Genomic DNA, 25,835 nt, shown 5'->3' with positions numbered 1-25,835 from the left:
AAGGTTAAATTTGAGTGTCCAAACCGTCATTCAACCTTACCAGAATCGCTTTGAGTTTTAAAAATAACAAACAATCTCTAAAAAAGAAAAAGTCAACAGAAAGAGCCAAACGAAAAAGGCGAAACGACAGTATCAAAATTAAAAGGTATAAGGCTCGGGCTTCTTTTTGGGAAAAGAAGTACAAAGAGGAAAAGTCTAAAAACAAGTCGGAGTTTGGTGGGAAAAAAATCAAGCACCACAGCTACTGTTCGGCCATTATTACTTTGGCTTTAATTTTACATACTGAAACCAGCATGAGTCTTCGTGATAGTGAGACGGTATTGCGTATTTTCATTCAACAAATGCACATAGATAGTAAATGCCCTGACCATTCGACGATTGATAATTGGTTAAAAAAAGCAGGAATGCAGGCCATCGAACCATTTTCACCTGAGCGGCCATGTGTTTTGATTTGTGATGAAAGCATTTCATTCAACGGGAAGAAATTGTTTTTGGTACTTGCCGTTCCTGTGTCGGTTTCTGACCAGCAGCGTACATTACGTTTTGAGGACTGTCACTTGGTTTATCTTGGTGCGAAAAAAGGTTGGTCGGCAGATGTAATTTATAAGGAACTTCAACCACTCGTTCAGAAGCTGAAAATTCAATATGTCCTAAGCGATAAAGGTTCTAATTTACTTAAGGCTACAGCCTTGCTGGGGCTTGATCATGTTTCGGATATCACCCATGAAGTATCAAGGACACTGAAAAATCTATATAACGATACAGATGATTATAAGAATTTCATCAAATGGGTTGGTGAACTCAGAAAAGATTTAGCGTGTGGGGAATATGCACATTTGGCCCCTCCAAAAGTAAGGCATCATTGTAGGTTTCATCAGCTTGGGCAATATGAAAAGTGGTTTAGAAAGGTCGGTCCTGAGCTGAAAATTGTCGCCGAAGAAAGCAAAGGTGTGGCTTTGAGCCTCCTCCAAATCAGTGATCACGCACCTTTCATCAAGGATTTGATATCTTTGACCCCAGTGATCAAAGAAATATTGTCGGTTGGCAGAACGGAAGGGATAAGTCACAAAACTATTTTGAAATTAACTCAAAAAATGGAAGAACTCGAAGGGGATCGGCCAACTATATTCAGAGAAAAAATCACTCATTATTTTCATAAAACCTATAAAACGATTGGTGAAGACATCCCTTTTTGTTGCAGTGCTATCATCGAAAGCGTATTCGGAAAGTACAAATCAAAAATGAGCAGCCACCCACAGAAAATGTGCACCAACCACTTGCTGACCATTCCCTTATTTTTTGTGAAAGAAAATGAAATTGCCGAACTTGTTTCAGGATTTGACACCGTAAAAGTGGCAGAAATCAAAGATAAGGAAGCCGTGGCAAAAGCAATGATGAGCGTTCAAATGGCTGCTTAACTCGTGTACATGTTTTTTGAAAATATTCGACAGGCTAATCAAATCCCCATCGCACCATATACACACCGTTGTGGGTAATTTCGAGAAACGCACATGGATACTATGATTAACAATATAAGAGATGTTTTCTCAATTTTTCATGATGGAGGAATTGTTGATTGTCAAGGTGATTTAAATAAATTGATCTTGACCATTCAATGTAATTATCTGGCAGAATTGATTAATCCAGACTTTGAAAATTTTTATGTCGACTTGATTTGTGTAAACAAACTGGATTTTGACCCATGGATGAATCCAATTGACTTAAAGAAAATTGAATTCAAAAGCCATGAAGAGTATTTAAAAGTGGATTTGGAAATATTATCCTCTGAAATTGAAGATGATTACGTTTTGATTACGTGCAATCAACATGATACAGACTTGGACTATTGTGGCGGAAATTTAATTATATCTGCAAATGATTTTAGACTATTTGACCATAATAAAAACGTTATGACAATTGAGGAGCTTGAATCGATTTGTCGATTGTATTGGGATAAATTCAGTAAAAGAGAATAAAATTTATGCGTACAGGCTCTTTTGATATAAAAGCAAAATTGACACTTTACTCGACTGACAAAGGTGGTCGAGTAACTGGAATTAAAACAGAATATAGACCAAATCATGTTTCGAATATGAGAATGGTAAATTAAAACAAACGTATATCGGGCAGATTACTTTTAATAATAGAGAATGGATTTTGCTAGGAGAATCTTCCATTGTGAAAATAGAATTTCTGGATTTATTCGACATTAGAAGTTTCATCTCAATTGGTAGGATTTGGTGGATTCATGAAGGAGCAAATCGGATTGGAGAAGCTGAAATAATTGAAACAAATGAATAAGCAACATACCCACAACAATAAATATACGTAATGCGGGGTGATTTAATTAATTTAAACATTAGATCAATTAATAGATAAAGTAGCGGTTTGAAAGTGAAGTGCCTTGAAATCCCGCACTACATATATTCGAGCCGTTGTGTGTAATAAATGACTGTATAAATAATTCTATAATGACTTATAAAGAAGATAAAAATTTCACCAAATTACTGAACCAAATTAGTGAGCTGAATATCAATTATAACCAAGACCACTTGGACTGCCTTTATAGAGATTTAAAACTTTATGTAAACACTACTGAAAAAGGGTATATTGATCTGACAATTCCATCTTTCTTCTCAGAAAATTATTACGTTGATATTATTATTAGAGAATTAGGAGGTAAAACTAATAAATCATTTGATAGTGTAGATGAATACCTAAGTAATGACATAGCAACTTTTGTATTTGAAAATTATTTTTCAGAATCAAAAGAAAATACGTTATCAAAAATGCTGTCTGAAATTAGCAGAATTACTAAGAATAATTTTGTCTACAAAATAATAAGTGAATCAACTTATGATGAAAATAAGAATCAAACATCAGTCACGTTAGAGTTCAGTGTTAATGATAACATATATAAAATAACTCATGATGACTATTTCGAAGATGGAACACTTAAATCAAGTTTTATCTTAAAAGAATTATTGCCCAAATTGAATGGAGCGCTTATAAAAGGTCATTTACTTTATATATGTGAAGAGTGGATTCAATTCATTTATTTTGAAAATGAAAAAGACTATTTAAAATTTAAAGAATCTGCCAATTATTATTCTGAAATTGAACTTAAAAAAGATAATATCAACTCTGAAATAAAGAGCATTGAGAAAGAAATAATTATCGAGTCAAACGAAAACAAATTAGAGTCTAAGACACCGTGGTGGAAAAGACTATGGAGATAATACTACACACAACAATGGCTATAATTCATTGTGGCTTTGTCCTAAACTTAAACTTAATTACATTTAATCCGGCATGGTTCCATAAGCGGAAATGTCTGCAGACAATTTCCACAACGAAATCATAGCCTAAACCGTTGGGCAACATTAAAAAAAGATATACATGGCATATGATTGGACAATGTTTTTTGATGAGTTTGGTGGAGAATTACACCAGTCCTTCAAGAAAGAATTGAGTCAACAACTATTGGAAAAAGGTGATAACACTGGAATTAAACAATTTCAAAAACACAATTTTCAACTAATGGTTGGCATGATACCTATGGACATCCGAAAAGAAAAGGACAAAGTTATAGCCACTATTGAGTTTATAACTCCAACTTCATGGTCTATACCAACAACTATAAGTTGGAAGACTAATCAAATAGGACTTGAACTTGAACTTGCTCACAAAAGTGAAGTATCTTCTGACTCAATTGATTTTAAATGGGAGGACGAATCGTTAAAAGACAAAGTAGAACCTCATATTGCACCTTATAAAAAAAGTAAAGCAGAAAAAAATGGATTCGGGTTTAATGCGGAATATTTCTACCTATTGATTCCCGATGTTGAATTAGAAGTATTTTTTAAAGCGGACGTACCTGAAGAAACCATTAACTCTATGAACGACTTTCTTCAAGATTTTCACCGTGTATGGAATAAGGATAAAAAAGGGAAAGAGATTGAGTTTATATCGAGTCTGACCAAAAGTGATGCTCACTACTCTGTTGTAATGGATATTGGTCTAAAAAACACAGTTCGAATCATTAATGAATTGCTAAAATCAATTGGCGAAAAATACAGCCATGTTATAGAAAAGGTTAAAATAAAATAACGTTGCCCAACAAAGTGTATAGCCAATAGGGCGTTTGGAGATAAATTGAAAGACCTGTTCTTTGAGCAGGCAACGCCAAAACAAAGTTTTGACGTTTAACAAAAAGAAAATTAAAAGCAAAAACGTTTGTTTTGGCTTAGTGGTAAACCGAAAGTGAAGTGCTTCGAATCTGCCCTACTGTCCATACACAGAACGTTGTTCCCAATCCACGTCGGTCATCAGATTTCAACAAACAGAACGAAACGAGGATACCAAAATTTCAATCATCATCAAAACGAAGCAGTGATTCAACAGTAGTAGAAAACTTGATTGGTAGGAGAGGAGCAGACTCAAATGCTTCAGACGTATCAAAAATTAAAATTGACTCGACTACAACAGGGATTTTGCTCAAGAATATAGAAGGGGGGTAATCCTTAGCATTTGTTATCGAGCAAAATTAAAATAGATTGAAAACACAGCCGTGTGATAATTGATTGGGTGAAAAGATTAGCGGGTTGTAATGTTGTTGAAAGTTGCAACAACGAAAATCGATATAACAAAATCATAGTCTTAAAGCAAGACGTAAAGACAAGGAACAACACTATATATAGCGCACAGGGGTTTTGGTGGGTGATGAAACCTCATATTCAGATCAGCCATCGCCCAAGTTTCGAATCGATTTAGCAGAGCAAATAAAACAGATTCAAAACTTGGGCTTGGAAATAAACCGCCAGCTTTGGAAGGATAAAATCCCCTGCGCACTATATACACACCGTTATCTCTGCTAAAAATAGCGGTCTATCTTGGTCATCAGAATGAACATATGCGTGAATACTTTAAGGTAAAGTGTTAATAAATAGAAGTATAACAAGAGTTTGTCAAAATTAACTCAGCGTTGTTTTGAAAATTGGGGTGTCGGAAGGGTTGGGAATTTCAAAAATATTAGATTGACCATAAATGGTTTTTGGCTTCCGATTTACAAAGTAAAAAATCGAATATCAGCTAAACGTGATTCAGCATTTTTTCAATTCAATTTAGTGTGACCATAAATGGTTTCAAGCCGCAGACTTTCATACATTTTTTTCAACAACGGTGATCGCTAAACGTAAAAATTGGACGCACCTAACATCAATAAATCGAAACCTATATTTTATAATAAGTTACGTGAATAGAAAGACGATTAGACTATCAGAACAAAACTCATCGATTCTATGAAATTAGGAACGATGAAAAAGAGATAACACTATATATAGTGCACAGGGGGTTCTGTGGGTGATGAAACCTCAAATCCAAATCAACCATCGCCCAAGTTTTGAATCGGTTTAGCAGAGCAAATATAACAGATTCAAAACTTGGGCTTGGAAATAAACCGCCAGCTTCGGCAGGATCAAATCCCCATCGCACCATATACACACCGTTGGCACCAATTTGAATGAACCAAACACTAAACTTCATATTACTTCTTTTAATTCCAGTTTTATCTTTTGGACAGGAAAAGGATTTCTATGATTTGGATAATTCGTACCACGAAATTTTTAGGAATAATAAAGTAAAGTCATTAAAAGTTCTTACTAAGGAATTTGACAAAAAAGGAGATATTAAAGAAAACTATGTTGAGCTAATTCAAAATTTCGCAAAAAATGGAGATATAGTGTGGGAAAAAGAATTTTATAATAACTCAACAGCAGCTTGGGAAGTCAATTATAAGTATAATGACAACCATCAAACTATTCGAACTGAATGGACTTGGTTAGACGAAAACGACCAGGACCTTACCGAATACGAATATGATTCTGACAATAGACTTATAAAAAGCCGGGATTTTTATAAAAGTTCAAACTCAGCTGACTTTTTATTAGAGGAATCCCAATTCTACCATTATAAAAAAAATCGAATAAGTAAAGTCACCAATATTGACAACGAAATAGAATTCTTCTATAAAAAGAAAGGGAAAATAGTCTTTGGATTTAACGCTGATAACAAACTGAAGTATAAGTATGAAAATGGTGAATTTGTTTATCAAAATATGGATTCAATCATTTTTCAATACGAACGGAACAAAATCGGTCAGATTTTAAAAAATACGAAGACCGACAAAAAAGGAACTGTACTCAGTCAAAGTATTTATGAATATTCTAATGGACTATTGATGAAAGTTATTTCTAAAGACAGAGAAGGAGATTTGATACGACAAGAAGAATATCAATATGAATATTATGAATAAAAAACTGTTGCCAACAATGGCTATAAACAATTGGGGCGAAAGTTATAAAACGAAAGTATAAACATAAAACAAAGGTCGGTGTCAGACCGAAAAGTAAGGGCATAAAATCCCCAACTGTTCATAGCCGAGACCGTTGGGCAACATTAAAAAAAGATATACATGGCATATGATTGGACAATGTTTTTTGATGAGTTTGGTGGAGAATTACACCAGTCCTTCAAGAAAGAATTGAGTCAACAACTATTGGAAAAAGGTGATAACACTGGAATTAAACAATTTCAAAAACACAATTTTCAACTAATGGTTGGCATGATACCTATGGACATCCGAAAAGAAAAGGACAAAGTTATAGCCACTATTGAGTTTATAACTCCAACTTCATGGTCTATACCAACAACTATAAGTTGGAAGACTAATCAAATAGGACTTGAACTTGAACTTGCTCACAAAAGTGAAGTATCTTCTGACTCAATTGATTTTAAATGGGAGGACGAATCGTTAAAAGACAAAGTAGAACCTCATATTGCACCTTATAAAAAAAGTAAAGCAGAAAAAAATGGATTCGGGTTTAATGCGGAATATTTCTACCTATTGATTCCCGATGTTGAATTAGAAGTATTTTTTAAAGCGGACGTACCTGAAGAAACCATTAACTCTATGAACGACTTTCTTCAAGATTTTCACCGTGTATGGAATAAGGATAAAAAAGGGAAAGAGATTGAGTTTATATCGAGTCTGACCAAAAGTGATGCTCACTACTCTGTTGTAATGGATATTGGTCTAAAAAACACAGTTCGAATCATTAATGAATTGCTAAAATCAATTGGCGAAAAATACAGCCATGTTATAGAAAAGGTTAAAATAAAATAACGTTGCCCAACAAAGTGTATAGCCAATAGGGCGTTTGGAGATAAATTGAAAGACCTGTTCTTTGAGCAGGCAACGCCAAAACAAAGTTTTGACGTTTAACAAAAAGAAAATTAAAAGCAAAAACGTTTGTTTTGGCTTAGTGGTAAACCGAAAGTGAAGTGCTTCGAATCTGCCCTACTGTCCATACACAGAACGTTGGCGTGAATAAACAAGACGATAACAAACGGTCAATTTAAATTGACCTGCTTGATTATGAATAGATAAAAACATGTTTGGCTTTAAAAAGAAAAATAACAGCACGGAAGAGTTACTCAAAGCCTTGGATTTGATTATACCACATCAAGATCAAAGAGACTTTATGAAAGAAACTCTCTTGAAGATTACGAATGATAAGGACTCTGCATTTGAAAACAGCAAATATAGATTTGGTTATATGGATAGCGAAAGGAGTCATTTAGACAAAAAAAGCAAAAATATTGGCACCTATGTTTTCTATGATTTAATAACAGAATCTTACCTTCAATTGACGAGAAAGATTAATAATCAAGATGATTTATGGTCAAAAATCAGTGTTCTTTTAATAAACTATGATTGTAACCATTTAAGACCTCAGCTAGATTTTCAAATATATGACAACAAAGACGTTGAATACTCAATTGACAATGTTAATAGTATTTTTGATACAGATGATTATGTCATTTATAGCTTGACAATAAAAAGTGATTCTGCGATTGGATTTATCTCAAGGGATAGCTTTAATCTGATTAGAGAATTGCTAAAGGATAGTGAATTAATGATTGAAATTAAGGAATAACTCACGCCAACAACGTATAAAAAACATAAGTGTCTCAGTGGTTAACGAGGCTTTTTCTCATTTATTCAGCTCCGCCAAATCTGCGATTTGACGGTTAGTTTTGAAACTCTAAATTTGTGTCTAATCGCAAATTTGGCTCAGTGCAACTTGACAGGTAAGAGCTTCGAAATCACTTACGTTTCTTATACTAACCGTTACCAGCAATATAAGAGATCATGGAATTAAAAGATTTTATATCAGAAACAATCAAACAAATCACAGATGGAATCTTGGAAGGGAATTCCTATGTGAAAGAAAAATCTAATTCCTTAGAAGGAGTAAGAAATCAATACACGAAAATTGACTTTGACATTGCGATAACTTCTAATGAAGAAAACAAAGATGATTTAGGAGGAAAGGTTTCTGTCGTTCAAGTTTTTAGTGCAGGAGCATCTACTACTAAATCGGCTTCTACATCAAGTCAAAACCGAATCAAATTTGAGGTTTTGGCAGCAATTAACACTGACTAATTAAAGCGATATGAAATCAAGAATAACAGGCGAACTATTGCCATGTGATTATGATGAGGATTTATTTGAGAGCGTTCCAATTTCAATTCCATATTTTGACAACAAAGAGCTCAAAGTAAGTTTTGTAGAAGCAAAGTATGAACCATATTTAAATGAAGCTGACAAGGTATTGGAGAGCTTTCTAAACAAAGACAAAGAGCTGCGTTTGGCTGATAGTCAAATTGTATACGATTACTATGCCCAGACTTTAAAACATGGATATTGCAAAGACCTAAACATTTCCTCTATGAGTGATATATGGAATTTCGTAAATCCTAATGAAATAATAATTGACTGGGAAGATGAGGGTAAGTATTATTTGTGTGTGTCATGCGGTTGTTCTTGGGAAGAAGAACACGGACTTCAACTTGTATTTAAAAATGGAGAAAGTCTGACAAGAGCCAGCGGACATGATGGACACTATGAAGATTAAGGATAAAGAAAAAGCTGGTAACACTGTATATAGCAAATAGGGCGATTAGTGGGTTTGGAAAGTTCAGTAGTTATTTGAAACACCGGGGCTGTCGCATAACCCTTCAAAAATCGGGTAAAAATGGAATTTTACCACGATTTTTAAAATTTGTACAAAAATTGATTTTGAATAAAAAACAGGCTTTGAGAGTGAAATTCGAACCTCTTGAAGCCTTTTTTTATCCATTCTCCGAAAAACACAAAAAGTAAAACTCGAATTAAGGCCTTTTTACTGTATTTGGCCATTTTCGAAAGATTGTAAGAAAGTGAAAGCAATAGAAGTTCTGCACCGACTTTTTCAAGTCCGCGTAGCATGAATCTTTTGAATTTTAAATTGTGTTTGATGTGGCCAAATACCGTCTCGATATCATGGCCTCGCATTCTCATTTTCTCTCCTCCTTCTTCGGATTTGATGGTTCGTCGGGCTCGTTCTTTGTGCCGTTGAAAGTTCCTGTTTACCACAATCTGCTTAACTTTACCCTTCATCGAAAAGCACTTTTCCCTAAACGGGCAGTCCGAACAATCAGCTGATTCATATACATCCCGATGTGATTCATAACCGCTTTTGTTTGTTACAATATTATGCTTTTTCCACGTTAACTTCCGACCGTTGGCGCACTCATAATAGTCACCCTCTTCATGATAAAGCATGTTCTGCCACCTCGAAATATCCTCCTTAAATGTCTTCTTCGACTCCTTGTAATAACCTGTAAATTTAACGTTCGGACTCACCCCGTTTTGTTCTAAATAATCAAATACAGCTTCTGTTCCGTAGCCCCCATCAGCCGTCAAAGTCTCTGGCATTGAATCCAAGTTGACCTGTTCAAGCATCTTTGATCGCTCCTCTAAATGATCTATCGTGCACGCTGAATCACCACCATTTTGATGAGCTGTAGCCCCAGTAATAAACTCTCCGTTTGTACCCACTTGCACGTTATATCCTGGACGCGACTCATCATTTTTCATCCGCATATATGTCGCATCTATATCTGTTTTTGAGTAAGAATTCCGCTCTCCAAGCTCTTGAAGCTGATCTTCGTAACCTTTTAGCTTATCTGCTCCTTTTTTCAGATGCCTACATCGGGTTTCGATTTTCTTCTTTTCCTTCGGTGGCAAATCCTCGTTAATTGACTTTTCAATTTCTTGTGCTTTAGCATAAACCTCTTCACTTGAGAAATCTTCACAATCCATTTTATGCCCCTTTTTAGCCTCTTCCTCCGACTGCTTTTCGATCTCATCTATCTCAGCAAAGAGTGCTATGATTTTCTCACGAACCATCTTACTGTATCGAAATGCATTTTTCTTAAAGACCATTTTATACTTGTTCGCATCAGCCTCAAGCTTAGTGCCGTCAAGCACATAGTCCTCAAGATTCACAAGCCCTTTCTCCACAAGTAAAAGAATCAGCTGAACGAAGACATCCTGAAAAATATCGAGAAAATAGAGACTCCGAAATCGAGCAATCGTCGCATGATCAGGATGCTCGCCACCACAAAGCCAAAGGCACGGAATCGACTCATAGGTAAATGCCTCAATTTTGCGACTACTGAAAACTCCACTCTGATAACCAAAAAGCAAAAGCTTCATCATCATACGAGGGTTATAGGGAGCGTTCCCTCCTTGATTTGTAAAGTAACGAGCCAACAAATCCATTGACAGCCCATTAACAAAACAATCAATCACCCTTGCGATATGCCCTGGCGGAACCAGCTCCCCAAAACTCAGAGGAAACAGGCTAACCTGATCTTTTTGGTAAGATTTGAATTTCTTCTTGATCATGGAAAAGTACTTTTTTTAATACCTTAATATACTTAATTTCCATGACATTTATTTTGAAACGAAGGGCTGAGAATCTGCGACAGCCCCTTTTAAGATGAAAAGGTAAAAATAAAATACAACGATTTGGCTCAGTGCAAATTCGAAAGTTCATCGCTTTCTACTGCCCTACTTGCCATATACTAAACGTTGTGTGCAAAAGCAGGGAAAGACTACAGATTAACTTTAAACGATATAAAATGAAAAACGGAATTATTTTGATTTTAGTAATTTCATTGTTTGGATGTAATTCTACAATTAATCAGAACGACTATTTAAGGAAAGTATCTGAAAATTTAGACCAAATTAAATCAGCATCATATTTTTCAACACAGGTATCTAGTGCTACAACCCTTAAATACCACACGGTTTAAAATCCGCCAAAACACCATTCAATTGGCTTCTTCCATCTTTCATTGTAATACTCAATGTAGTTGGTGATTTTTCTTTCCAAATTAGCAACCGAGTTAAATTGCCCATTGCGAATTACATGCTTCTGTAAGCGGCCAAACCAATTCTCTATTTGGTTCAACCAAGAGCAATGTTTTGGAGTATATTGAAATCTGATTTTATGGTCTTTATCCTCTAAAAATTCCATCCTAGTGCTACACCCCCTAAATTTAGCATGATTTTTTCTTGAATCACTGTATGGGAAGAAAAACATCTATTGTCATTGATCTGACGGAGCGAGAAGAGAGACTACTATTTAGAATTATTAATAGTGGGAAGACGCCTTCAAATATTCGTCGCCGAGCCTCATTTGTGTACCATTTTAATAAGGGGTTAAGCTTCAAAGAGATTTGTGCTAATGAAAAAGCAGATCCCAATACAGTGAAGAGATGGCTTAATAAATGGGACGCAATCAATGAGTTAGATGAAACCCAAAATAAAATAGGAGATACTGAATTTATCCGACTTATTTATGAACAATTAACTGATTCTAAAAGAAGCGGAAGGAAACCTCGTTTAACTGCCGAAGAAAAAATTCAAGTGCAAACATTAAGCTGCCAAGATCCTCAAGATTATGATGTTCCAATCACTGAATGGTCTCATGAGTCTTTGAGTGAGCAAGCGAAGAAAATGGGAATCGAAATCTCATCAAGTCATGTTGGTCGACTTTTAAAAAAATGAATTAAGTCCTCATAAAACTGAATATTGGATACATCCAAAAATAGGTGACCAACAGGAGCATAACGACCGTGTTTCTGATGTTTGCAGTGTTTATTTGGAGCAATCAGACGATGTTGTGACTATTTCTGTGGATGAAAAGACGGGTATTCAAGCTAAACAAAACATAAAAATAACCACAGCAAAAAGCGGTCAAGTTAAGCGAGTAGACCCAGAATACAAGCGGAACGGAACGACCTGTTTAATCGCAGGCCTGAATATAATGGACGGCGAGGTCACCAAATATCAACTTGGACAGACTCGGAATGAGGAGGATTTTTGTAAATTTATAGAGTCAATCATCGATAAATACCCTAACAAAAAAATCGTTTTTATTGCAGACCAGCTTAATACACATAAATCAGAGTCATTAGTCAAGCTAATTGCTGATAAAGTAAATTATGACAGTGATTTAGGTAAGAAAGGACGGTGTGGAGTATTAAAGACGATGAAGTCCAGGATGGAATTTTTAGAGGATAAAGACCATAAAATCAGATTTCAATATACTCCAAAACATTGCTCTTGGTTGAACCAAATAGAGAATTGGTTTGGCCGTTTACAGAAGCATGTAATTCGTAATGGGCAATTTAACTCGGTCCCTAATTTAGAAAGAAAAATCACCAACTATATTGAGTATTACAATGAAAGATGGAAAAAGCCAATTGAGTGGTGTTTTGGTGGGTTTTAAATCGGGTGGTATTTAAGGGTTATCGCACTAGACTTCATCGTCTTTAATATTCCACACCGGCTGGATATACCGTTCATATTGACACCCCCTAACGGGCATATTGACACCCCCCTGTTTCAGTTCGGGGAATGGCAGAAGTTTGTTTTCAAGTTAACTTAATTTTCTCCTACTTTCGCCTTTTAATTCTATCCTGTGGGAGGTATGTACCAAACGGTCCAAAATAGCATCGGCGATGGTTCGTTCGTTGATGATCTCATACCAGTCGCTTACGGGCATCTGGCTGATGATAATGGTGGACTTTCGAGCATGTCGGTCTTCAATCACCTCCATTAGGTCTTGTTGCTGTTGTGCGTCGAGTTTTTGCAGACCAAAGTCATCGATTATGAGCAGGTCGGCTTTGGCAAGTTTGACAAATAATTTGGCAATCGTACCGTCTATTCGGGCAACCTTCAGACTGGCCATCAGCTTTTTGAAGTTAAAATAGAGGGTGCTATTTCCTTGGGTACATGCCTGATAGCCCAACGCTGAGGCAACAAAACTTTTACCACATCCGGTGGCTCCAGTTACAAGTACGGATTGTCCTTTTCCAATGTACTCTCCGGTAGCCAGTTGCATAACCTGCCCCTTGTCAAGCCCTCTGTTGGTATCAAAGTGTAGCTCGGCAACACTGGCCTGGTAGCGAAAGTTAGCTGTCCTTATCAGGCGTTTTTCCCTGTTGGTCTGCCGGTGGTCTGCTTCTGCCTGAAGCAGCAGGTTCAGCCCGTCGGTAAGGCTCAATTCATGAAGCTGTTTGCTTTGCCTGAGCGTCTCCCACTGCAGGCTCATTCCTTTGAATGAAAGCTCTGATAGCTGTTTTTCGATTAATGAATACATAATGTTGGTTTAGTTGTAATAAGATTTTCCTCGGGTGTTTTCATGTTGGGGCAAAGGGGTTTGAGGTGGTGGACTGCTGTTGATATAGGTTTTGTTTCGTAGTACATTCTGGACAAAAGTATAGTTGTATTGCTCTGCCTCAATAGCCATCCTAATGGCCGTTTCGAAGTGCTCTTTAGGGTAGGATCGCATCAGGTTGAGTAAGCCGTCAAAGCTCCTAAAAAGCTGCTCAGGATATTGTTTTTTTGAGATCATCACCTCCATCATCCGTTCCAGCTCAGGGCACATACTGGCCTTTTTCAGGTAGTTATCCGTACTGCGGGATCGATAGTGTTGGTGCTGCGAACACAGGTGGTCTTTGTTGGTTGTGTAACCACTGGTTTTATTCCTTCGGTGGGTAGCAACCAGTTTGGACTGGACAAAAATATTGACAATCGTATCGGTATAAATCAGCTGAGCCTTCTGCCCGATGTATTCAAAAGGGACGCTGTAATGCCGTTGATCGATGCCCATGAGCACATGTCCGTTCTGCGCAACAGTGTAATTTCGATAATATTTGATCTCGAAAGGCTGATCGGGAAGCGGTGAAAGTAGTGGCTTTTCCTTGGAAACAAACTGCTCTGTTCGGCAGTAATCACGTTTCTGCATCCGCGTTTGGTTGTGTTTTCCGATGTAAGAAATAAGGGCATTGTTGAGCTCCTGAAGACTGAAATATTGCTGATTACGCATTCTGGCATAGGCTCGTTGATAGATCAACTTGACCTGGTTCTCGACCAAAGCCTTGTCCTGTGGCTTCCTCGGACGTGCCGGTACCACTACGGTCCCATAATGGTTCGCAAAATCCTCCAAAACCCTGTTGATCTTGGGCTCATAACGGTTGGTTTGAACTACTGCCGCTTTCAAATTGTCCGGCACAAGCGCCTTCGGAACACCCCCAAGATGCTCCAAACAGCATTTTAGCGCAAAAATAAAGTCATCGGTCGTCTGCGACGGAACGGCCATCGCAAAACAATAATCCGAGTACGGAAGGCAGGCCACAAAGACCTGGCAGTTGATCACCTCACCCGTTTCGGCATCAATATAAGGTAAAGTTGCACCTGCATAATCGATATAAAGCTTGTCTGCCGGAAGGTGATCCAGAGGTAAATTGGGGTGCTTCTGACGCATATAACGCCTGAGATGAAAGCAAAATTGCGAATATTTGTAGCCATCAGGATGCCCTTCAATATACTCCTGCCAAAGCAGTCCCTTGGTAACCCCTTTCTTGCCAAGCTCTTGCGATAAACTGGGTAAAAGCTCCTTCATTTGTTCATAACGAATATCCTTATAGGCCGGATCGCCCGAAGAAAAGAACTTACTCAGCGATAATTCATCCTGACTCAGAAAATAGTCAATCGGCTTACCTGACTTTTTTAGCTTGCGTCGATAAGCCTTGATGGTGTTGATGCTCACCCGCGTGCTTAGGTGAATCGACTTTTGTGAGCGACCCTGATGAAGCATCCGAATAATCTGGCGTAATTTACTCATAGTGATCGGTTTGCCTGCCATGCCTATACTTTTTGGTTGATTACCCAAAAAAGTATTTTTTACCGACATTATACTTGGTATAGTGCAATTAATTCTTCAACAATAGGGGTGTCAGCTTGCTCCGTTATTCTCGTCCAAAAATCGGAGCGTTAGGGGGTGTCAGCTTGCTCCGTTGTATCCACCGGCCTTTCTTACCTAAATCACTGTCATAATTTATTTTATCAGCAATGAGCTTGACTAATGACTCTGATTTATGTGTATTAAGTTGGTCTGCAACAAAAACGATTTTTTTGTTAGGGTATTTATCGATGATCGACTCTATAAATTTACAAAAATCCTCCTCATTCCGAGTCTGTCCAAGTTGATATTTGGTGACCTCGCCGTCCATTATATTCATGCCTGCGATTAAACAGGTCGTTCCGTTCCGCTTGTATTCTGGGTCTACTCGCTTAACTTGACCGCTTTTCGCCGTGGTTATTTTTATGTTTTGTTTAGCTTGAATACCCGTCTTTTCATCCACAGAAATAGTCACAACGTCGTCTGATTGCTCCAAATAAACACTGCAAACATCAGAAACACGGTCATTATGCTCCTGTTGGTCACCTATTTTTGGATGTATCCAATATTCAGTTTTATGAGGACTTAATTCGTTTTTTTAAAAGTCGACCAACATGACTTGATGAGATTTCGATTCCCATTTTCTTCGCTTGCTCACTCAAAGACTCATGAGACCATTCAGTGATTGGAACATCATAATCTTGAGGGTCTTCACAACTCAATGTTTGCACTCGAATTTTTTCTTCGACAGTTAAACGAGGTTTCCTTCCGCTTCTTTTAGAATCAGTTAATCGTTCATGAATAAGTCGGATAAATTCAGCGTCTCCTATTTTATTTTGGGTTTCATCTAACTCATTGATTGCCTCCCATTTGTTAAGCCATCTTTTCACTGTGTTGGGATCTGCTTTTTCAGTTTTACAAATCTCTTTAAAGCTTAACCCTTGATGAAAAAGGTAAACAAATGAGGCTCGGCGACGAATATTTGAAGGCGTCTTCCCACTACCAATAATTTTAAATAGTAGTGTCTTTTCTCGCTCCGTCAGATCAATGACAATAGATGTTTTTCTTCCCATATAGTGATTCAAGAAAAAATCATGCTAAATTTAAGGGCTGTTGCACTAGTTTACACACTTTGTGGGATAGTGTCCGTTTTTACTTTTTCAGTTGAAAACTAAATTCGTTAATGCTTGTCTTGCGGATTGCTTCGTTGCATTATTTTCTGAAAATAGCATGTTATTTTTTTCCTTCATATAGATTATCCAATCTTGATAAATTAAACCTTTAAAGTATATGCTTACGTAAGCTGGTTTATGCTCATATATATAATTAATTATTTTTTCTTGATATGAGGATTGGGATATCGGGGAGGGCCAAAGAGGGAAAAATGCTGTGCATGAATAATTAATAGCTTGTTCATTTACTCTTTTCCCATTTTGGTACTGAAAGAAATAATTAATTATTTTTTTTTCAAAAACATGTTTTGATACATGTTTAAAATAATACACGATTCGATCAAGTTGTTGATGCGCAATTTCGACTGATATTTCTTTCTTTATACCTTCAAATTCTATATCGTGGTTTGGGTCCTTAAAGGAAATTGAGAATGTTTGATCCCCATTATTTATAACTTTAAAATTCGATGATACTTTAAGACTATCATAAATATGATCTTTTGCTTTACTTCTATTTTCAATAGAATATGTGTTTACTGAAGCTAATGCATTTTTATCGTTTTCATCCTTTAAAATGATCCCAAAATTTTCCTCCCCAGATTGGGGTCGTAAATGAATATGCTCAATCATCGATATTGAGTTCGATATTTTATTGAGGTGGTTTAGGAGGTGTTGTGAGTTATAAATATAGTTTATGGCATCTTTTTTATTGCGTAAAACTGCCAACTTATAAATTTTTTTAGTTTGGTGGTGTTGTAAATAAACGACTTTTCCATCTTTAAAATTAAGTAAATAATTTGACAAGTCTTTGCCACTTTGAAGCACCCAGTCAGGGATATCTTGATTCTTTAATCTAAACTTTGGATCTATATTTACCTCAATAAGATCATCTTCATCGATAAAATCTACGTCTGTATGAATTGGCATTTTTAGACTCTCAAGCTTTACCTCCTTATCTGATGTAATGCAATAGTCATTCATGCAAACAAGTGCTTGAGAATTAAGGTTAAAAAAGTGGTTGACTTTTTGAATAATTCCTGCTGGTATATAAGTTTGATCGACAGTTTTGCATCCTTTATTTTTATTTAGTTGAATTTCTTTTAAGTGCTTGAAAAGGTTCTTTTTACCTATAAATTCTGATGTATGATCTAAATAATTTGGAACTTCTTCTCCATAAATATTTAAAAGATAATCAAGAAATCTACTTTTTCGTAATTGTCTATTGTCGATCGTTTCTCCAAGTTTTTTTAACAGAAGTGGGTATTGATCTTGATTAGCCCCTTGAATTAGCTCTTCAAATAATGGAATACCTTTCATTGGAATAAAATTGTAAGTACTATTGTCAATATCACTGTATGAGTATAATTTATTTACATGCTCAAGTTGTCCAAAAAAATTTGCCATCAGTTGCTCTAATAGCAGTAAATATCCTTTTAATTGTAAAACAGTGTCTTTTTTATATTGGGGAGCATTAGCCCCTATGCCATCTTCTCCAAGGCGATAAACAGAAGGGAAATCATGCTGAATAGAATGATAAAATGCCAAATCTTCTTTTTTTTCCGCTCTTTCTACCTCTTTTGTGGTGGTATTAGGTGTTGGAGGTATTAAACTTGATTTTTCTTTATATTTTCGAAAAAACGTAGCAAAATCAATGGGGGTATAACCTTCATTCTGCTTTTTGACTTGAAGTTTATAGTCTTCCGTTTGAAGAGGCAAAGTTAATGTTGGTTTGACATTTCCCTGTATATCTATTTGATCTACAAAAACAGTTTTGTTACTCTCGATTTTAAAGTTTTTCAATCGTTTCACTCCTACTGTATCCAGAATTATTTTCATAATTTCCGATGAAAGTATGCGATTTAATTTGGGTTTAAGTTGTTTATCTAAAATTATTCCATTTTTGAGTAGAGGGCCATTTAGTTTTTGTGCTAAATTTAATCCATGCCCATTATCACCTTTAGAGTGATAATAGGTCATTTTTGGACGAATGAAGAGTTCAATTTGTGCATATATATTAGCCAATACAGTTTCAGTTTGATAGTGGTCTTCAATCTCAATTTGCCCTGATAAGTTTATCGGTAAATGCTCAAGGATAATTACATGTTTTAAATCTTCTCCAAGATTTCTATGTTGATGAAAAATTTGAGATATTTTATGCTTAATTATGGACAGTTCTGTAGTGGTGATCAGGTCAGACTTGTCAATATCCACCAAAATATCATATAGCCCCTTTATCTTATTTGCATCCTCAACTTTTCTTACCCAAACATTTCTGGCTTCAGGAATTTGGTCAAAAATAATCTTTCGAAGGTCATTTTCAGTAACAGCTTCTGATGGAAATGATTGTTCAGCAGAAAGTAGTGTGTTTTGTATATTCTCAAAAGGAAAAATAGTCTGTCCTGGATTTCTTTCCGCTCGATAAATCATATCTGCGGTAGCTAAGGCTAATTGCTCCAATACCGTAATCCCTGGATCGTGAATATTATGGTCTGTCCAGTATGCTCCCCCAAATTCTCCTAATAATTTTCTACCGTAGTTAAAAATTTCTTTGAAATCCAATATGTTTTTTACTTGGTCCATGACTTCTTATACTTCTTTACTACTTTGTTCGGTGATTTGAAAGTTTAATTTACCAATTAGTTCAAAGACCTCTTCAAAAGGTCTTTTCGCAAGGGCTGAAAAAATGAGAGTAGCCTCTTGATGTGTGATCTTGATATTTAATTCTTTACTTTTTTTCATTAATTATACAATTATCCATGAAGGTGTCTTGCCAAAGTTCTGCAATGTGATATTGAATATGAAAAGCGCCATTGTAATCTGTTCGGGTGCGCATCTGTAACTGGTAATTATAGGTTTCTCCTGTCCATCTTAATTGAATTTTATTAAGACGTATGCCGTAATGTGCGTGTGTAGCTTCTATAGTATTTTTTGATTTTCCATAAGTGCTCATTGCTTTTGCGTAAATCATTGCATATCGGCCGGTTTTCTTTTTCCCTACTCCAGCGACAACCTCAAATAGGTGACATCCATTAAGGTCTCCTACGATGGTATGCCATTTTCCATCAGCGGGGATATGCCCTCTGTAAGCGGTTCCCTCTCTGGCAGGGCTACCAATGACCCCATTGACTTCGAGTGCAAAGGAAGGGTTGCGGTTTTGGATACCTACATTACCATTTTGGCTAAGGCTCAAAACAGGATCCCCTTGAGCATTTTTGTAATGTAAGCTTGCTGTAGCCTTATCTACGGCGGCATTCCATGCTGGGCTTCTGTCTTCGATATTTTTAAAATAGGAGATGAGTTTTTCGGAGGCTCCTACAGCAGATAACATTAACCCGTCCTCCATTGTTTTAGACATTCCGTCGTCGACTTTATTGACCACAGAGTCTATTAAGTCATGAAAATTTGACGCTGTTGGTAATTTTCCTCTGTTAAAAAAATCTTTAAGTGTGGCTCTATTCTTCAAACTCATAGTATTATTGTTCAATGATGAAATCATCTCCTAAGGCCAAGTGTGAAATTCCTGCTTGTTGTGCAGACGTATCGTATTCATCGGAGATTAATTCAATTTGGTGGTTATCGGCAGAAATTAATATACTCCATGGATGTGTAGCCTTAAGTTGATCACCTTTCATGCGAGCAGTATCAATTAGTGTATACTGTCCGTTGTATTTTTGTGCTGTTTGTACGATTGAGAATTTTGTCAAATAATTAACATAAGGTAAAGTTCCAAGGTAGCTCTTTAGGTCTGTCATATTTAAGTGACCCCCTAAATTTAATGGACGGTCGTTAACCGATGGACCATCGATAAAGGCTGAGATTTCCTGATGAAGTTTCAGAATTGAGGCACCATTATGATGCCCCTCCTTGAACTTTACGGAAGTCAAAACCTTTATTTTCTCGTAAGTAGGATTACTGACCTCGATTTGACAAAAGGAAGAGGTTAATTTGCATAGATAGGCCTTAATCTGAAAAAGCAATTCACTTGAAACTAGCTTATTATTTTGGATAGTGTAAGGACTGACAATGATTAGGACCGCATTGGTGACCTCGGCGTTTTTTGTGCTTAGATTTGGTAAACATTGTACTTGGTTTATTTGCTGAAATTTTTCAAGGACTAATCTTTCAAAATCCCAACATGTAATTGCGCGTTGTTTATGTCGAAGTCTTTCGGCGATTCTAAAGGTAAAGTTTTTATATTGTTCTTCAGGTACACCATCATAAGATGGGAGCGGTTGTTTTATATTCCTGATCCCTTTTATATGTGTTAGCCCTCTTTTGATTTGATAAGGAGGTAGTTGTTGGCTAGTGTATTTTTCGCCAATATTAGTATTGCTATCTGCTTTCAAACTAATAAATTGAGTGCTGATTTGTTTAATTTTTGAACTTACATGGATATTTCCAGTTGCACTTGCACGTATCCAAAAATATTGTTGGTCAAAAATTGTATGCTTTTGAGGGATATTTTGTTGTATATTAACCTGTATTATACCTGTTTTTAGGAATCCCTGTGTGGTATCTAGAAGTATGGCATCGGAGGAAATTTGATGCCATTTATTTTCAGATAAAAATGCCCATTCAATATACGGAGGATTGTCCTCTGAGGTGGCATTGGAAGCCTCCGTCATTTCAAAGAACAGATTAATGGTCTCAGGTGGATTGATGTTTTCCAAGGCAATATGCAAAGCGCCATCATAATTAATTTGTGGTAAGAAAGTTGGTGCTATTGAATTATTGTTCGGAAATACGCGCTCATGGCCATATGGGTGAAAATGGTATAATTCAAAGTTGAGGTTTTTTCTTCCGTTTACAAAAGCTTCATTGAGTCCATGAATTTCTTGACTTGTAGTGTAATCGATAGAGATCCCCTCTATTTGCGGCGTGTATGGATGGTCAGGTACGGCCTTCTTTTTTGCTTTTTTAAAAAACGAAGTTTGGGCGTTATGTGTAGTTATTTCTGTAAGAATTGCCGGATACACGAGATGGCCAAAGCCTTCGTTAGGTTGGTCTAATTCAATTTTAATAAAACCTCTTTTAGAAAGTTTATCATAGCTTCCTTGTTGGTTAATGTTATCAAATTGATGTGGTATTTCTAATTTAGACAGTTGATCGAACTTCCATTGTGTATATTTTTGTAATGGTCCTTTGGCTTGTGGATCAGGATATTGTGCATCTGTCGTTTGAAAAAAGTACTGCGATCCTTGAGGGAGGATTACCCACTTTCCATCTTGGAGTATATATATATTTCCTTTAAAGGAGCGATTATCCCATTTTTGCGGGTAATTTTTGTATATTCCGAATAGCCCCTCTGCTGTTTCTGGTAGCTGAAACCAATAGATATTTACGGATAGGCTATCAAGCTTTTTATTGAAAATTTCATTGTTCCCAATTAGTAAGTACGCTCCTTTTTTGGGTGTTGGCCCAAAGGCTTGAAAGGGACTTTCATGATTGACTCTACCTATTTGATTAAAGATGTTCATTTGAGTGACAGCCTGAACATTAGCTTTGATCTTGATCGAGGAAAACTGTAAAGGTTGTAATAGGCTATATCCATAGATATAATTATCACTTCTTACCTTTAAGTAGATCATCGGAAAGTTTTTTGCTTTGCCTTTCGAGTGTATGTCCGCATTGTAATCCCCCCATTTAGGATCCGTCGATTTTAGGTATAAGTTAATCTCTAAACAACAATCATGGGTGTGAACATTTACTTTTTGCTCGCTTACAGTGTGCCAACCTGATGGACTTGTGATGTATAAATCGAATATTTCAAGAATTGCCTTAGCATACAGGCTATCTTCACTTTCCTTTTCCTCGCTTTTAAGCTTACTTAATAATTGTTTGAAGTGTATAAAGGAACTCTCGGTTAATATAAAGCGGATGCATATATGTCTTTCCCCCTCAGATAAACGAAATATTGGACTTGCAATGGCCAAACCCATATTTGCCTTTTCCATTTGAAAGCTTTGATCAGAATCTTTTTGTTGTTCTTCCCCAAATGGTGGAATGGCAATAGCCTGTTTTGTGGGGCTTTTTTGCTCGTAATCAAGGATATTAAATTGTGTGTTGTACAGGCCATTAACAAGTTGGAGTTCTTCACCAAGATATAATTTAATGGAGCTGCTTTTATGGAAAACGATACCTTGAACGGCTTTTGTTTGTGAGATGATAGTAGGGTATTCAGCCCTATATAATAGTTTTTTCCCTTCTTTGGTTTCACCGGCGACAAAAGGTGTACTCTGCTTAATACGCACTGCTTTAGCTCCTCGATCCAAATTTATCTGAATATAGGTACGATCCGGTTGGTGGCTGTAAGGTGATTGCTGAAGGATTTTTTTATAATAATGTTCTAAGTGGATGAGACCAAGTTTATTGATTTGTTTTTGAGGTAGTTTGTAGAATTCTAAAAATGTCAGTAATAGGCTGATATGTGGTTTATGGGTGTTTTCATTAAGTGAGTAAAGCAATAGAGAAGGGGCTGTTTGCTTTAATTGAATAAATACATCAATTATATTACTAAAAATATCCTCAATATTGATATTTTTATTTTGTGAAGTTTCATGTGTTTCTTTCCAGCATAGGTCAAAATCTTCTATAAATTTTGGCTCATACATTTGTATGAATGTTGCCCATAATGGGGCAATTTTGTTACTAATACTTTCTCTTATAGTTGATAATATATTTGATTCTTTATTGTATACAGGATAATTTTCTTTCAAGAAAATAACCCATTTATTGAGTGTTTTGGCCCCCTCAAATATGCTTGTGAAGCATAGATTTTTGTATTTGTCCTTTTTTTCTGGGCGGTTAAATTTTTTAAACTTTTCGAAAGAGGATATGAATTTTTCACTTAGAATATGATCCTCAAAATTTATAATCTCAGCAAGCACAAATATTTCATCTTTAAGGATATTATCTATATAGAGGTTAGATGTTCTGCCATTTTTATAATACGAAATAATTTTCGAGAAATTTTTTATTATATATAGAAGGTCATGAGTCTGAAGCTCATCAATTTTGACATAGTTTGGGTCTAAGGCAGTAAATTTTCTTTCTGCTTGTACACTACCTACTCTATGGTTTGTATAGTCAATATTCATGGCCATTAATTTTCAAAGTAAAAAGGGTAGATGTAACTTGTTGTCAGTAGTGTTTGGTTGATGGTGTACTCAATCATAATATTAAGGAGACCTGACGTGCTTTGATTTTCATCAATGATAATATCATTTAATGTAATCCTTTTTTCAAATTTATTAATAGCTTCGGCTATGATTTTTCGAATAGCTATTTTTAGTTCTTCATTAATATTCTCATAGGTCATCCGGTGAAGATCACAGCCAAAATCAAAGAATAGTGGTCGCTCTCCAGGCTTTGTTGATAATAAAATATGAAGGCTTTGTTCAATATCTTCCTTACTATTAATTAATTTGATAGTATCCTCCTGATCAAAATTTACAGGAAATGCCCATCCTGTTCCTAAATTATTATCCATATTACCCTCCAATTATTACGGTTGTAGCACCGGTTACAATAGTCCCCCCATGGGTAGTGCTGTCCCCCATTCTTGCTGCTGGTTTGCCACCAATCAAGACCGTCGCGGACCCATTGGCTATGGTGTCAGGAGGGCCAATACAGACGGCTAAATCTCCTGCCCGTGCCGCCGGCATGGCCTCAATTAAGACGGTCGCTTCTCCTATGCTGATCGGCCCACCGACATGAGGTACCGGCCCTGAAGTCATAGGACACAGGTGATTATCTGATATTCTTGCTGCAAAAGCCATATTAATTTATCATTACAATTCCACCCTTAATAATCGTTTGCCCTGATCCTTTAAGCTCAAGATTTGCAGCCTCTGCCACCAATGTAGACGCTGCCTTATGGTTGATGTTCATACCTTCAATAGCAATATCCTGTGAGGCTTCAACTGTGAGCTTTCCAGCTGCACTTAGATTGATATCCGCTTTAGCCGTAAAGTTAATATCTTTAACGGCGTGCAAACTAATACCTTCCTTGTTTAAAATGCTCTCATTGCCATGCATATCATTGATTTGAACGGACTCTTCTTTATCATTGAGGGTAATTTTGTTGCCTGATGTAGTTTCTATTGTGATGGCATTAAGCTCATCATCCATAATTATTTTTAATTTATTTGGACTAAGCCATCCTCTTATAAAATTGTCGTCATTTAATATGAAATCATCAGAAGGTGTATTCACCTTGTTGTAGAGGCTTCCTATTATTACTGGACTTTCCATTTTGCCATCAAGAAATGTCAATAATACTTCATCATTTACTGAAGGTATGATCCAGCTTCCAGCAGAAAGAGTAGCATTTTGGTGCGCCATACGGGCCCAAACCTGAAAGTCGTCCTGTTGGAAGGAAGGTAAAGTGACAGCAATACGAAATTGACCCATTGGGTCACCCTCTAAGGCTTTTACAATCCCAATGAATGTAGCGTTTAAAGCCTCGTCCTGGTTTTGGTCGAGAACTTCAGGAAGGCCTATTTGTAACTGGCTAATCCACATGTGTTCTTCATAGGTATACATCACTCCTCCAACAAACATTTCGCCCTGCATTGCATGATCCTCACCTTCGAGGCAGGCGATGCAGCCCACTTGAATATCTTCGGTAGTAGGGATTGTTATAGTCCCTTGTATTTGATCAAGCTTCCGAAGTTGTTCTTTTGCTGTTGCTGTCATTTCTAACTGATCGACTGCATGCGGTTGATTGCTACTGATCTTGTAAGATGAACCTCCTGCTATTTCCGCTGATTTTTCCGAAATGAGGGGATGTTTCAATGGTGTTGTTGTAGCAGTAGAACTTTCGACCATTTCTTGGTCATCAGCACTCCATCCATAAGCGGCACATCCCTCTATTTGCTGATTGATGGTGACTGATAAGTCATATTTTACATACTTATCTATGATAATTTCCAAGGTCTGCAGCGAACTGCTGTGTGGTTGATAAATCTGAAGTTGCCCCCTATTATTAGCTATAAAGCAACCTGTTTCTTTAGCTCTTTGCAATAGAAATGACCAATCAGTTTGCTGATATTGAAGCAATTGTTCGTGAGAAGGGGTTATTGCATCTACTTGAAGCGATATTTCCTGTTCATCACAAATTTGGTGAATGATTTCTTCATCACTTTTATTAATAAAAATTCTAAAATTTTTATTGCCTTTAAGTTTTACCGCTCGATCGATTATTGAAAGAACAATTATTGACTCTCCTTGATCGAATTGGTGGTTTATACTCATAAGAACACCTTCAAATAGCTCTGTAGCGGTGGTATCAACAGCGGAAATAATTATTTGGTCGCCAGTTTGCATTTCTGCGTAGATTTTTTGTGCTTGTCGCTTGTTATTTTTGATGGCATTACGAAGGGTTATATCTGCGTAATTTAATTGGTTGATATTCTTATAAATGCAAACTTGTTCGATTAACTCATCTAATTCAGTTCTATGCACCCCATTAATATTAATCTCACACTTTTGATGGCATCGGTTTCTCAAGTTCATTATT

General features: G+C 36.4%; 24 protein-coding genes. 11 read left to right on the top strand and 13 right to left on the bottom strand.

Annotation, left to right across the window (positions count from 1 at the left end; genetic code table 11):
• Nucleotides 1-50: 50 nt before the first annotated feature.
• The 9 genes from AABK40_RS18370 to AABK40_RS18330 all read left to right on the top strand — a co-directional run bounded on the left by AABK40_RS18370 (nt 51) and on the right by AABK40_RS18330 (nt 8,978).
• A complete protein-coding gene (locus tag AABK40_RS18370) occupies nt 51-1,418 on the top strand; it encodes a hypothetical protein (protein WP_338398681.1) in 1,368 nt (455 codons plus the stop codon).
• 102 nt (nt 1,419-1,520) lie between these two features.
• On the top strand, nt 1,521-1,976 hold the full coding sequence (locus tag AABK40_RS18365) for a hypothetical protein (RefSeq protein WP_338398680.1): 456 nt from the start codon (nt 1,521-1,523) through the stop codon (nt 1,974-1,976).
• Nucleotides 1,977-2,471: 495 nt separating this feature from the next.
• Nucleotides 2,472-3,239: a hypothetical protein gene (locus tag AABK40_RS18360; RefSeq protein WP_338398679.1), complete on the top strand. Its 768-nt coding sequence runs from the start codon at nt 2,472-2,474 to the stop codon at nt 3,237-3,239.
• 160 nt (nt 3,240-3,399) lie between these two features.
• The gene (locus tag AABK40_RS18355) at nt 3,400-4,110 is read left to right on the top strand and encodes a hypothetical protein (protein ID WP_338398677.1); all 711 of its coding nucleotides are present in this window, start codon (nt 3,400-3,402) and stop codon (nt 4,108-4,110) included.
• A 1,411-nt stretch (nt 4,111-5,521) separates the two neighbouring features.
• Nucleotides 5,522-6,313, top strand: coding sequence for a hypothetical protein (locus AABK40_RS18350; protein WP_338398678.1), 792 nt, complete (start codon nt 5,522-5,524; stop codon nt 6,311-6,313).
• Between the two features lie 159 nt (nt 6,314-6,472).
• Entirely contained in the window at nt 6,473-7,183 is a 711-nt protein-coding gene (locus AABK40_RS18345) for a hypothetical protein (protein ID WP_338398677.1), read from the top strand.
• Nucleotides 7,184-7,451: 268 nt separating this feature from the next.
• On the top strand, nt 7,452-7,997 hold the full coding sequence (locus AABK40_RS18340) for a hypothetical protein (RefSeq protein WP_338398676.1): 546 nt from the start codon (nt 7,452-7,454) through the stop codon (nt 7,995-7,997).
• Between the two features lie 215 nt (nt 7,998-8,212).
• On the top strand, nt 8,213-8,506 hold the full coding sequence (locus AABK40_RS18335) for a hypothetical protein (protein ID WP_338398675.1): 294 nt from the start codon (nt 8,213-8,215) through the stop codon (nt 8,504-8,506).
• Between the two features lie 10 nt (nt 8,507-8,516).
• Nucleotides 8,517-8,978, top strand: a complete 462-nt coding sequence (locus tag AABK40_RS18330; RefSeq protein ID WP_338398674.1) for a DUF6985 domain-containing protein — start codon at nt 8,517-8,519, stop codon at nt 8,976-8,978.
• Between the two features lie 140 nt (nt 8,979-9,118).
• Here AABK40_RS18330 and AABK40_RS18325 read toward each other — a convergent pair whose 3' ends face one another.
• Together AABK40_RS18325 and AABK40_RS23890 are read right to left on the bottom strand one after the other, a co-directional pair.
• Complete coding sequence (locus tag AABK40_RS18325) at nt 9,119-10,795, bottom strand: IS1182 family transposase (RefSeq protein WP_338397725.1); 1,677 nt, start codon at nt 10,793-10,795, stop codon at nt 9,119-9,121.
• A gap of 406 nt (nt 10,796-11,201) precedes the next feature.
• Nucleotides 11,202-11,429 (bottom strand): transposase, encoded by a 228-nt coding sequence (locus AABK40_RS23890; protein ID WP_421953322.1) that lies wholly within the window; start codon nt 11,427-11,429, stop codon nt 11,202-11,204.
• A 50-nt stretch (nt 11,430-11,479) separates the two neighbouring features.
• Between AABK40_RS23890 and AABK40_RS18320 the strand changes: the two genes are divergently transcribed.
• Both AABK40_RS18320 and AABK40_RS18315 read left to right on the top strand, forming a co-directional pair.
• Nucleotides 11,480-11,962: a helix-turn-helix domain-containing protein gene (locus AABK40_RS18320; protein WP_338398673.1), complete on the top strand. Its 483-nt coding sequence runs from the start codon at nt 11,480-11,482 to the stop codon at nt 11,960-11,962.
• A gap of 94 nt (nt 11,963-12,056) precedes the next feature.
• Nucleotides 12,057-12,686 (top strand): transposase, encoded by a 630-nt coding sequence (locus AABK40_RS18315; RefSeq protein WP_338397052.1) that lies wholly within the window; start codon nt 12,057-12,059, stop codon nt 12,684-12,686.
• A 150-nt stretch (nt 12,687-12,836) separates the two neighbouring features.
• Here AABK40_RS18315 and istB read toward each other — a convergent pair whose 3' ends face one another.
• From istB to AABK40_RS18260, 11 genes are all read right to left on the bottom strand, one after another.
• Nucleotides 12,837-13,559, bottom strand: a complete 723-nt coding sequence (istB, locus tag AABK40_RS18310) for an IS21-like element helper ATPase IstB (RefSeq protein ID WP_338398614.1) — start codon at nt 13,557-13,559, stop codon at nt 12,837-12,839.
• A gap of 9 nt (nt 13,560-13,568) precedes the next feature.
• A complete protein-coding gene (gene istA / locus AABK40_RS18305; RefSeq protein WP_338398672.1) occupies nt 13,569-15,086 on the bottom strand; it encodes an IS21 family transposase in 1,518 nt (505 codons plus the stop codon).
• Nucleotides 15,087-15,210: 124 nt separating this feature from the next.
• Nucleotides 15,211-15,639, bottom strand: a complete 429-nt coding sequence (locus AABK40_RS18300) for a transposase (RefSeq protein WP_338398671.1) — start codon at nt 15,637-15,639, stop codon at nt 15,211-15,213.
• A 79-nt stretch (nt 15,640-15,718) separates the two neighbouring features.
• Nucleotides 15,719-16,216 (bottom strand): helix-turn-helix domain-containing protein, encoded by a 498-nt coding sequence (locus tag AABK40_RS18295; protein ID WP_338398379.1) that lies wholly within the window; start codon nt 16,214-16,216, stop codon nt 15,719-15,721.
• 87 nt (nt 16,217-16,303) lie between these two features.
• Entirely contained in the window at nt 16,304-18,895 is a 2,592-nt protein-coding gene (locus AABK40_RS18290) for a hypothetical protein (protein WP_338398670.1), read from the bottom strand.
• A 6-nt stretch (nt 18,896-18,901) separates the two neighbouring features.
• On the bottom strand, nt 18,902-19,054 hold the full coding sequence (locus AABK40_RS18285) for a hypothetical protein (protein WP_338398669.1): 153 nt from the start codon (nt 19,052-19,054) through the stop codon (nt 18,902-18,904).
• The gene (locus AABK40_RS18280) at nt 19,041-19,784 is read right to left on the bottom strand and encodes an adhesin (protein WP_338398668.1); all 744 of its coding nucleotides are present in this window, start codon (nt 19,782-19,784) and stop codon (nt 19,041-19,043) included. Before AABK40_RS18280 ends, AABK40_RS18285 begins: the two co-directional genes overlap by 14 nt.
• A gap of 4 nt (nt 19,785-19,788) precedes the next feature.
• Complete coding sequence (locus AABK40_RS18275) at nt 19,789-23,412, bottom strand: hypothetical protein (RefSeq protein ID WP_338398667.1); 3,624 nt, start codon at nt 23,410-23,412, stop codon at nt 19,789-19,791.
• A gap of 5 nt (nt 23,413-23,417) precedes the next feature.
• The gene (locus tag AABK40_RS18270) at nt 23,418-23,804 is read right to left on the bottom strand and encodes a GPW/gp25 family protein (RefSeq protein WP_338398666.1); all 387 of its coding nucleotides are present in this window, start codon (nt 23,802-23,804) and stop codon (nt 23,418-23,420) included.
• Nucleotide 23,805: 1 nt separating this feature from the next.
• Nucleotides 23,806-24,093: a PAAR domain-containing protein gene (locus AABK40_RS18265; RefSeq protein ID WP_338398665.1), complete on the bottom strand. Its 288-nt coding sequence runs from the start codon at nt 24,091-24,093 to the stop codon at nt 23,806-23,808.
• 1 nt (nt 24,094) lies between these two features.
• On the bottom strand, nt 24,095-25,831 hold the full coding sequence (locus AABK40_RS18260) for a phage baseplate assembly protein V (RefSeq protein ID WP_338398664.1): 1,737 nt from the start codon (nt 25,829-25,831) through the stop codon (nt 24,095-24,097).
• Between the last annotated feature and the right edge of the window lie 4 nt (nt 25,832-25,835).

The organism is Persicobacter psychrovividus (assembly GCF_036492425.1).
GTDB classification, from domain to species: domain Bacteria; phylum Bacteroidota; class Bacteroidia; order Cytophagales; family Cyclobacteriaceae; genus Persicobacter; species Persicobacter psychrovividus.
Note: the sequence above shows the minus strand (reverse complement) of the source record. Positions and strands in the feature narration are given on the sequence as shown.

Bases quoted from the DNA above. Each gene is read 5' to 3' on its own strand.
- AABK40_RS18365 (WP_338398680.1), top strand. From the start codon at position 1,521: ATGATTAACAATATAAGAGATGTTTTCTCAATTTTTCATGATGGAGGA.
- AABK40_RS18360 (WP_338398679.1), top strand. From the start codon at position 2,472: ATGACTTATAAAGAAGATAAAAATTTCACCAAATTACTGAACCAAATT.
- AABK40_RS18355 (WP_338398677.1), top strand. From the start codon at position 3,400: ATGGCATATGATTGGACAATGTTTTTTGATGAGTTTGGTGGAGAATTA.
- AABK40_RS18350 (WP_338398678.1), top strand. From the start codon at position 5,522: ATGAACCAAACACTAAACTTCATATTACTTCTTTTAATTCCAGTTTTA.
- AABK40_RS18345 (WP_338398677.1), top strand. From the start codon at position 6,473: ATGGCATATGATTGGACAATGTTTTTTGATGAGTTTGGTGGAGAATTA.
- AABK40_RS18340 (WP_338398676.1), top strand. From the start codon at position 7,452: ATGTTTGGCTTTAAAAAGAAAAATAACAGCACGGAAGAGTTACTCAAA.
- AABK40_RS18335 (WP_338398675.1), top strand. From the start codon at position 8,213: ATGGAATTAAAAGATTTTATATCAGAAACAATCAAACAAATCACAGAT.
- AABK40_RS18330 (WP_338398674.1), top strand. From the start codon at position 8,517: ATGAAATCAAGAATAACAGGCGAACTATTGCCATGTGATTATGATGAG.
- AABK40_RS18325 (WP_338397725.1), bottom strand. From the start codon at position 10,795: ATGATCAAGAAGAAATTCAAATCTTACCAAAAAGATCAGGTTAGCCTG.
- AABK40_RS23890 (WP_421953322.1), bottom strand. From the start codon at position 11,429: ATGGAATTTTTAGAGGATAAAGACCATAAAATCAGATTTCAATATACT.
- AABK40_RS18320 (WP_338398673.1), top strand. From the start codon at position 11,480: ATGGGAAGAAAAACATCTATTGTCATTGATCTGACGGAGCGAGAAGAG.
- istB (WP_338398614.1), bottom strand. From the start codon at position 13,559: ATGTATTCATTAATCGAAAAACAGCTATCAGAGCTTTCATTCAAAGGA.
- istA (WP_338398672.1), bottom strand. From the start codon at position 15,086: ATGAGTAAATTACGCCAGATTATTCGGATGCTTCATCAGGGTCGCTCA.
- AABK40_RS18295 (WP_338398379.1), bottom strand. From the start codon at position 16,216: ATGGGAAGAAAAACATCTATTGTCATTGATCTGACGGAGCGAGAAAAG.
- AABK40_RS18290 (WP_338398670.1), bottom strand. From the start codon at position 18,895: ATGGACCAAGTAAAAAACATATTGGATTTCAAAGAAATTTTTAACTAC.
- AABK40_RS18285 (WP_338398669.1), bottom strand. From the start codon at position 19,054: ATGAAAAAAAGTAAAGAATTAAATATCAAGATCACACATCAAGAGGCT.
- AABK40_RS18280 (WP_338398668.1), bottom strand. From the start codon at position 19,784: ATGAGTTTGAAGAATAGAGCCACACTTAAAGATTTTTTTAACAGAGGA.
- AABK40_RS18275 (WP_338398667.1), bottom strand. From the start codon at position 23,412: ATGAATATTGACTATACAAACCATAGAGTAGGTAGTGTACAAGCAGAA.
- AABK40_RS18270 (WP_338398666.1), bottom strand. From the start codon at position 23,804: ATGGATAATAATTTAGGAACAGGATGGGCATTTCCTGTAAATTTTGAT.
- AABK40_RS18265 (WP_338398665.1), bottom strand. From the start codon at position 24,093: ATGGCTTTTGCAGCAAGAATATCAGATAATCACCTGTGTCCTATGACT.
- AABK40_RS18260 (WP_338398664.1), bottom strand. From the start codon at position 25,831: ATGAACTTGAGAAACCGATGCCATCAAAAGTGTGAGATTAATATTAAT.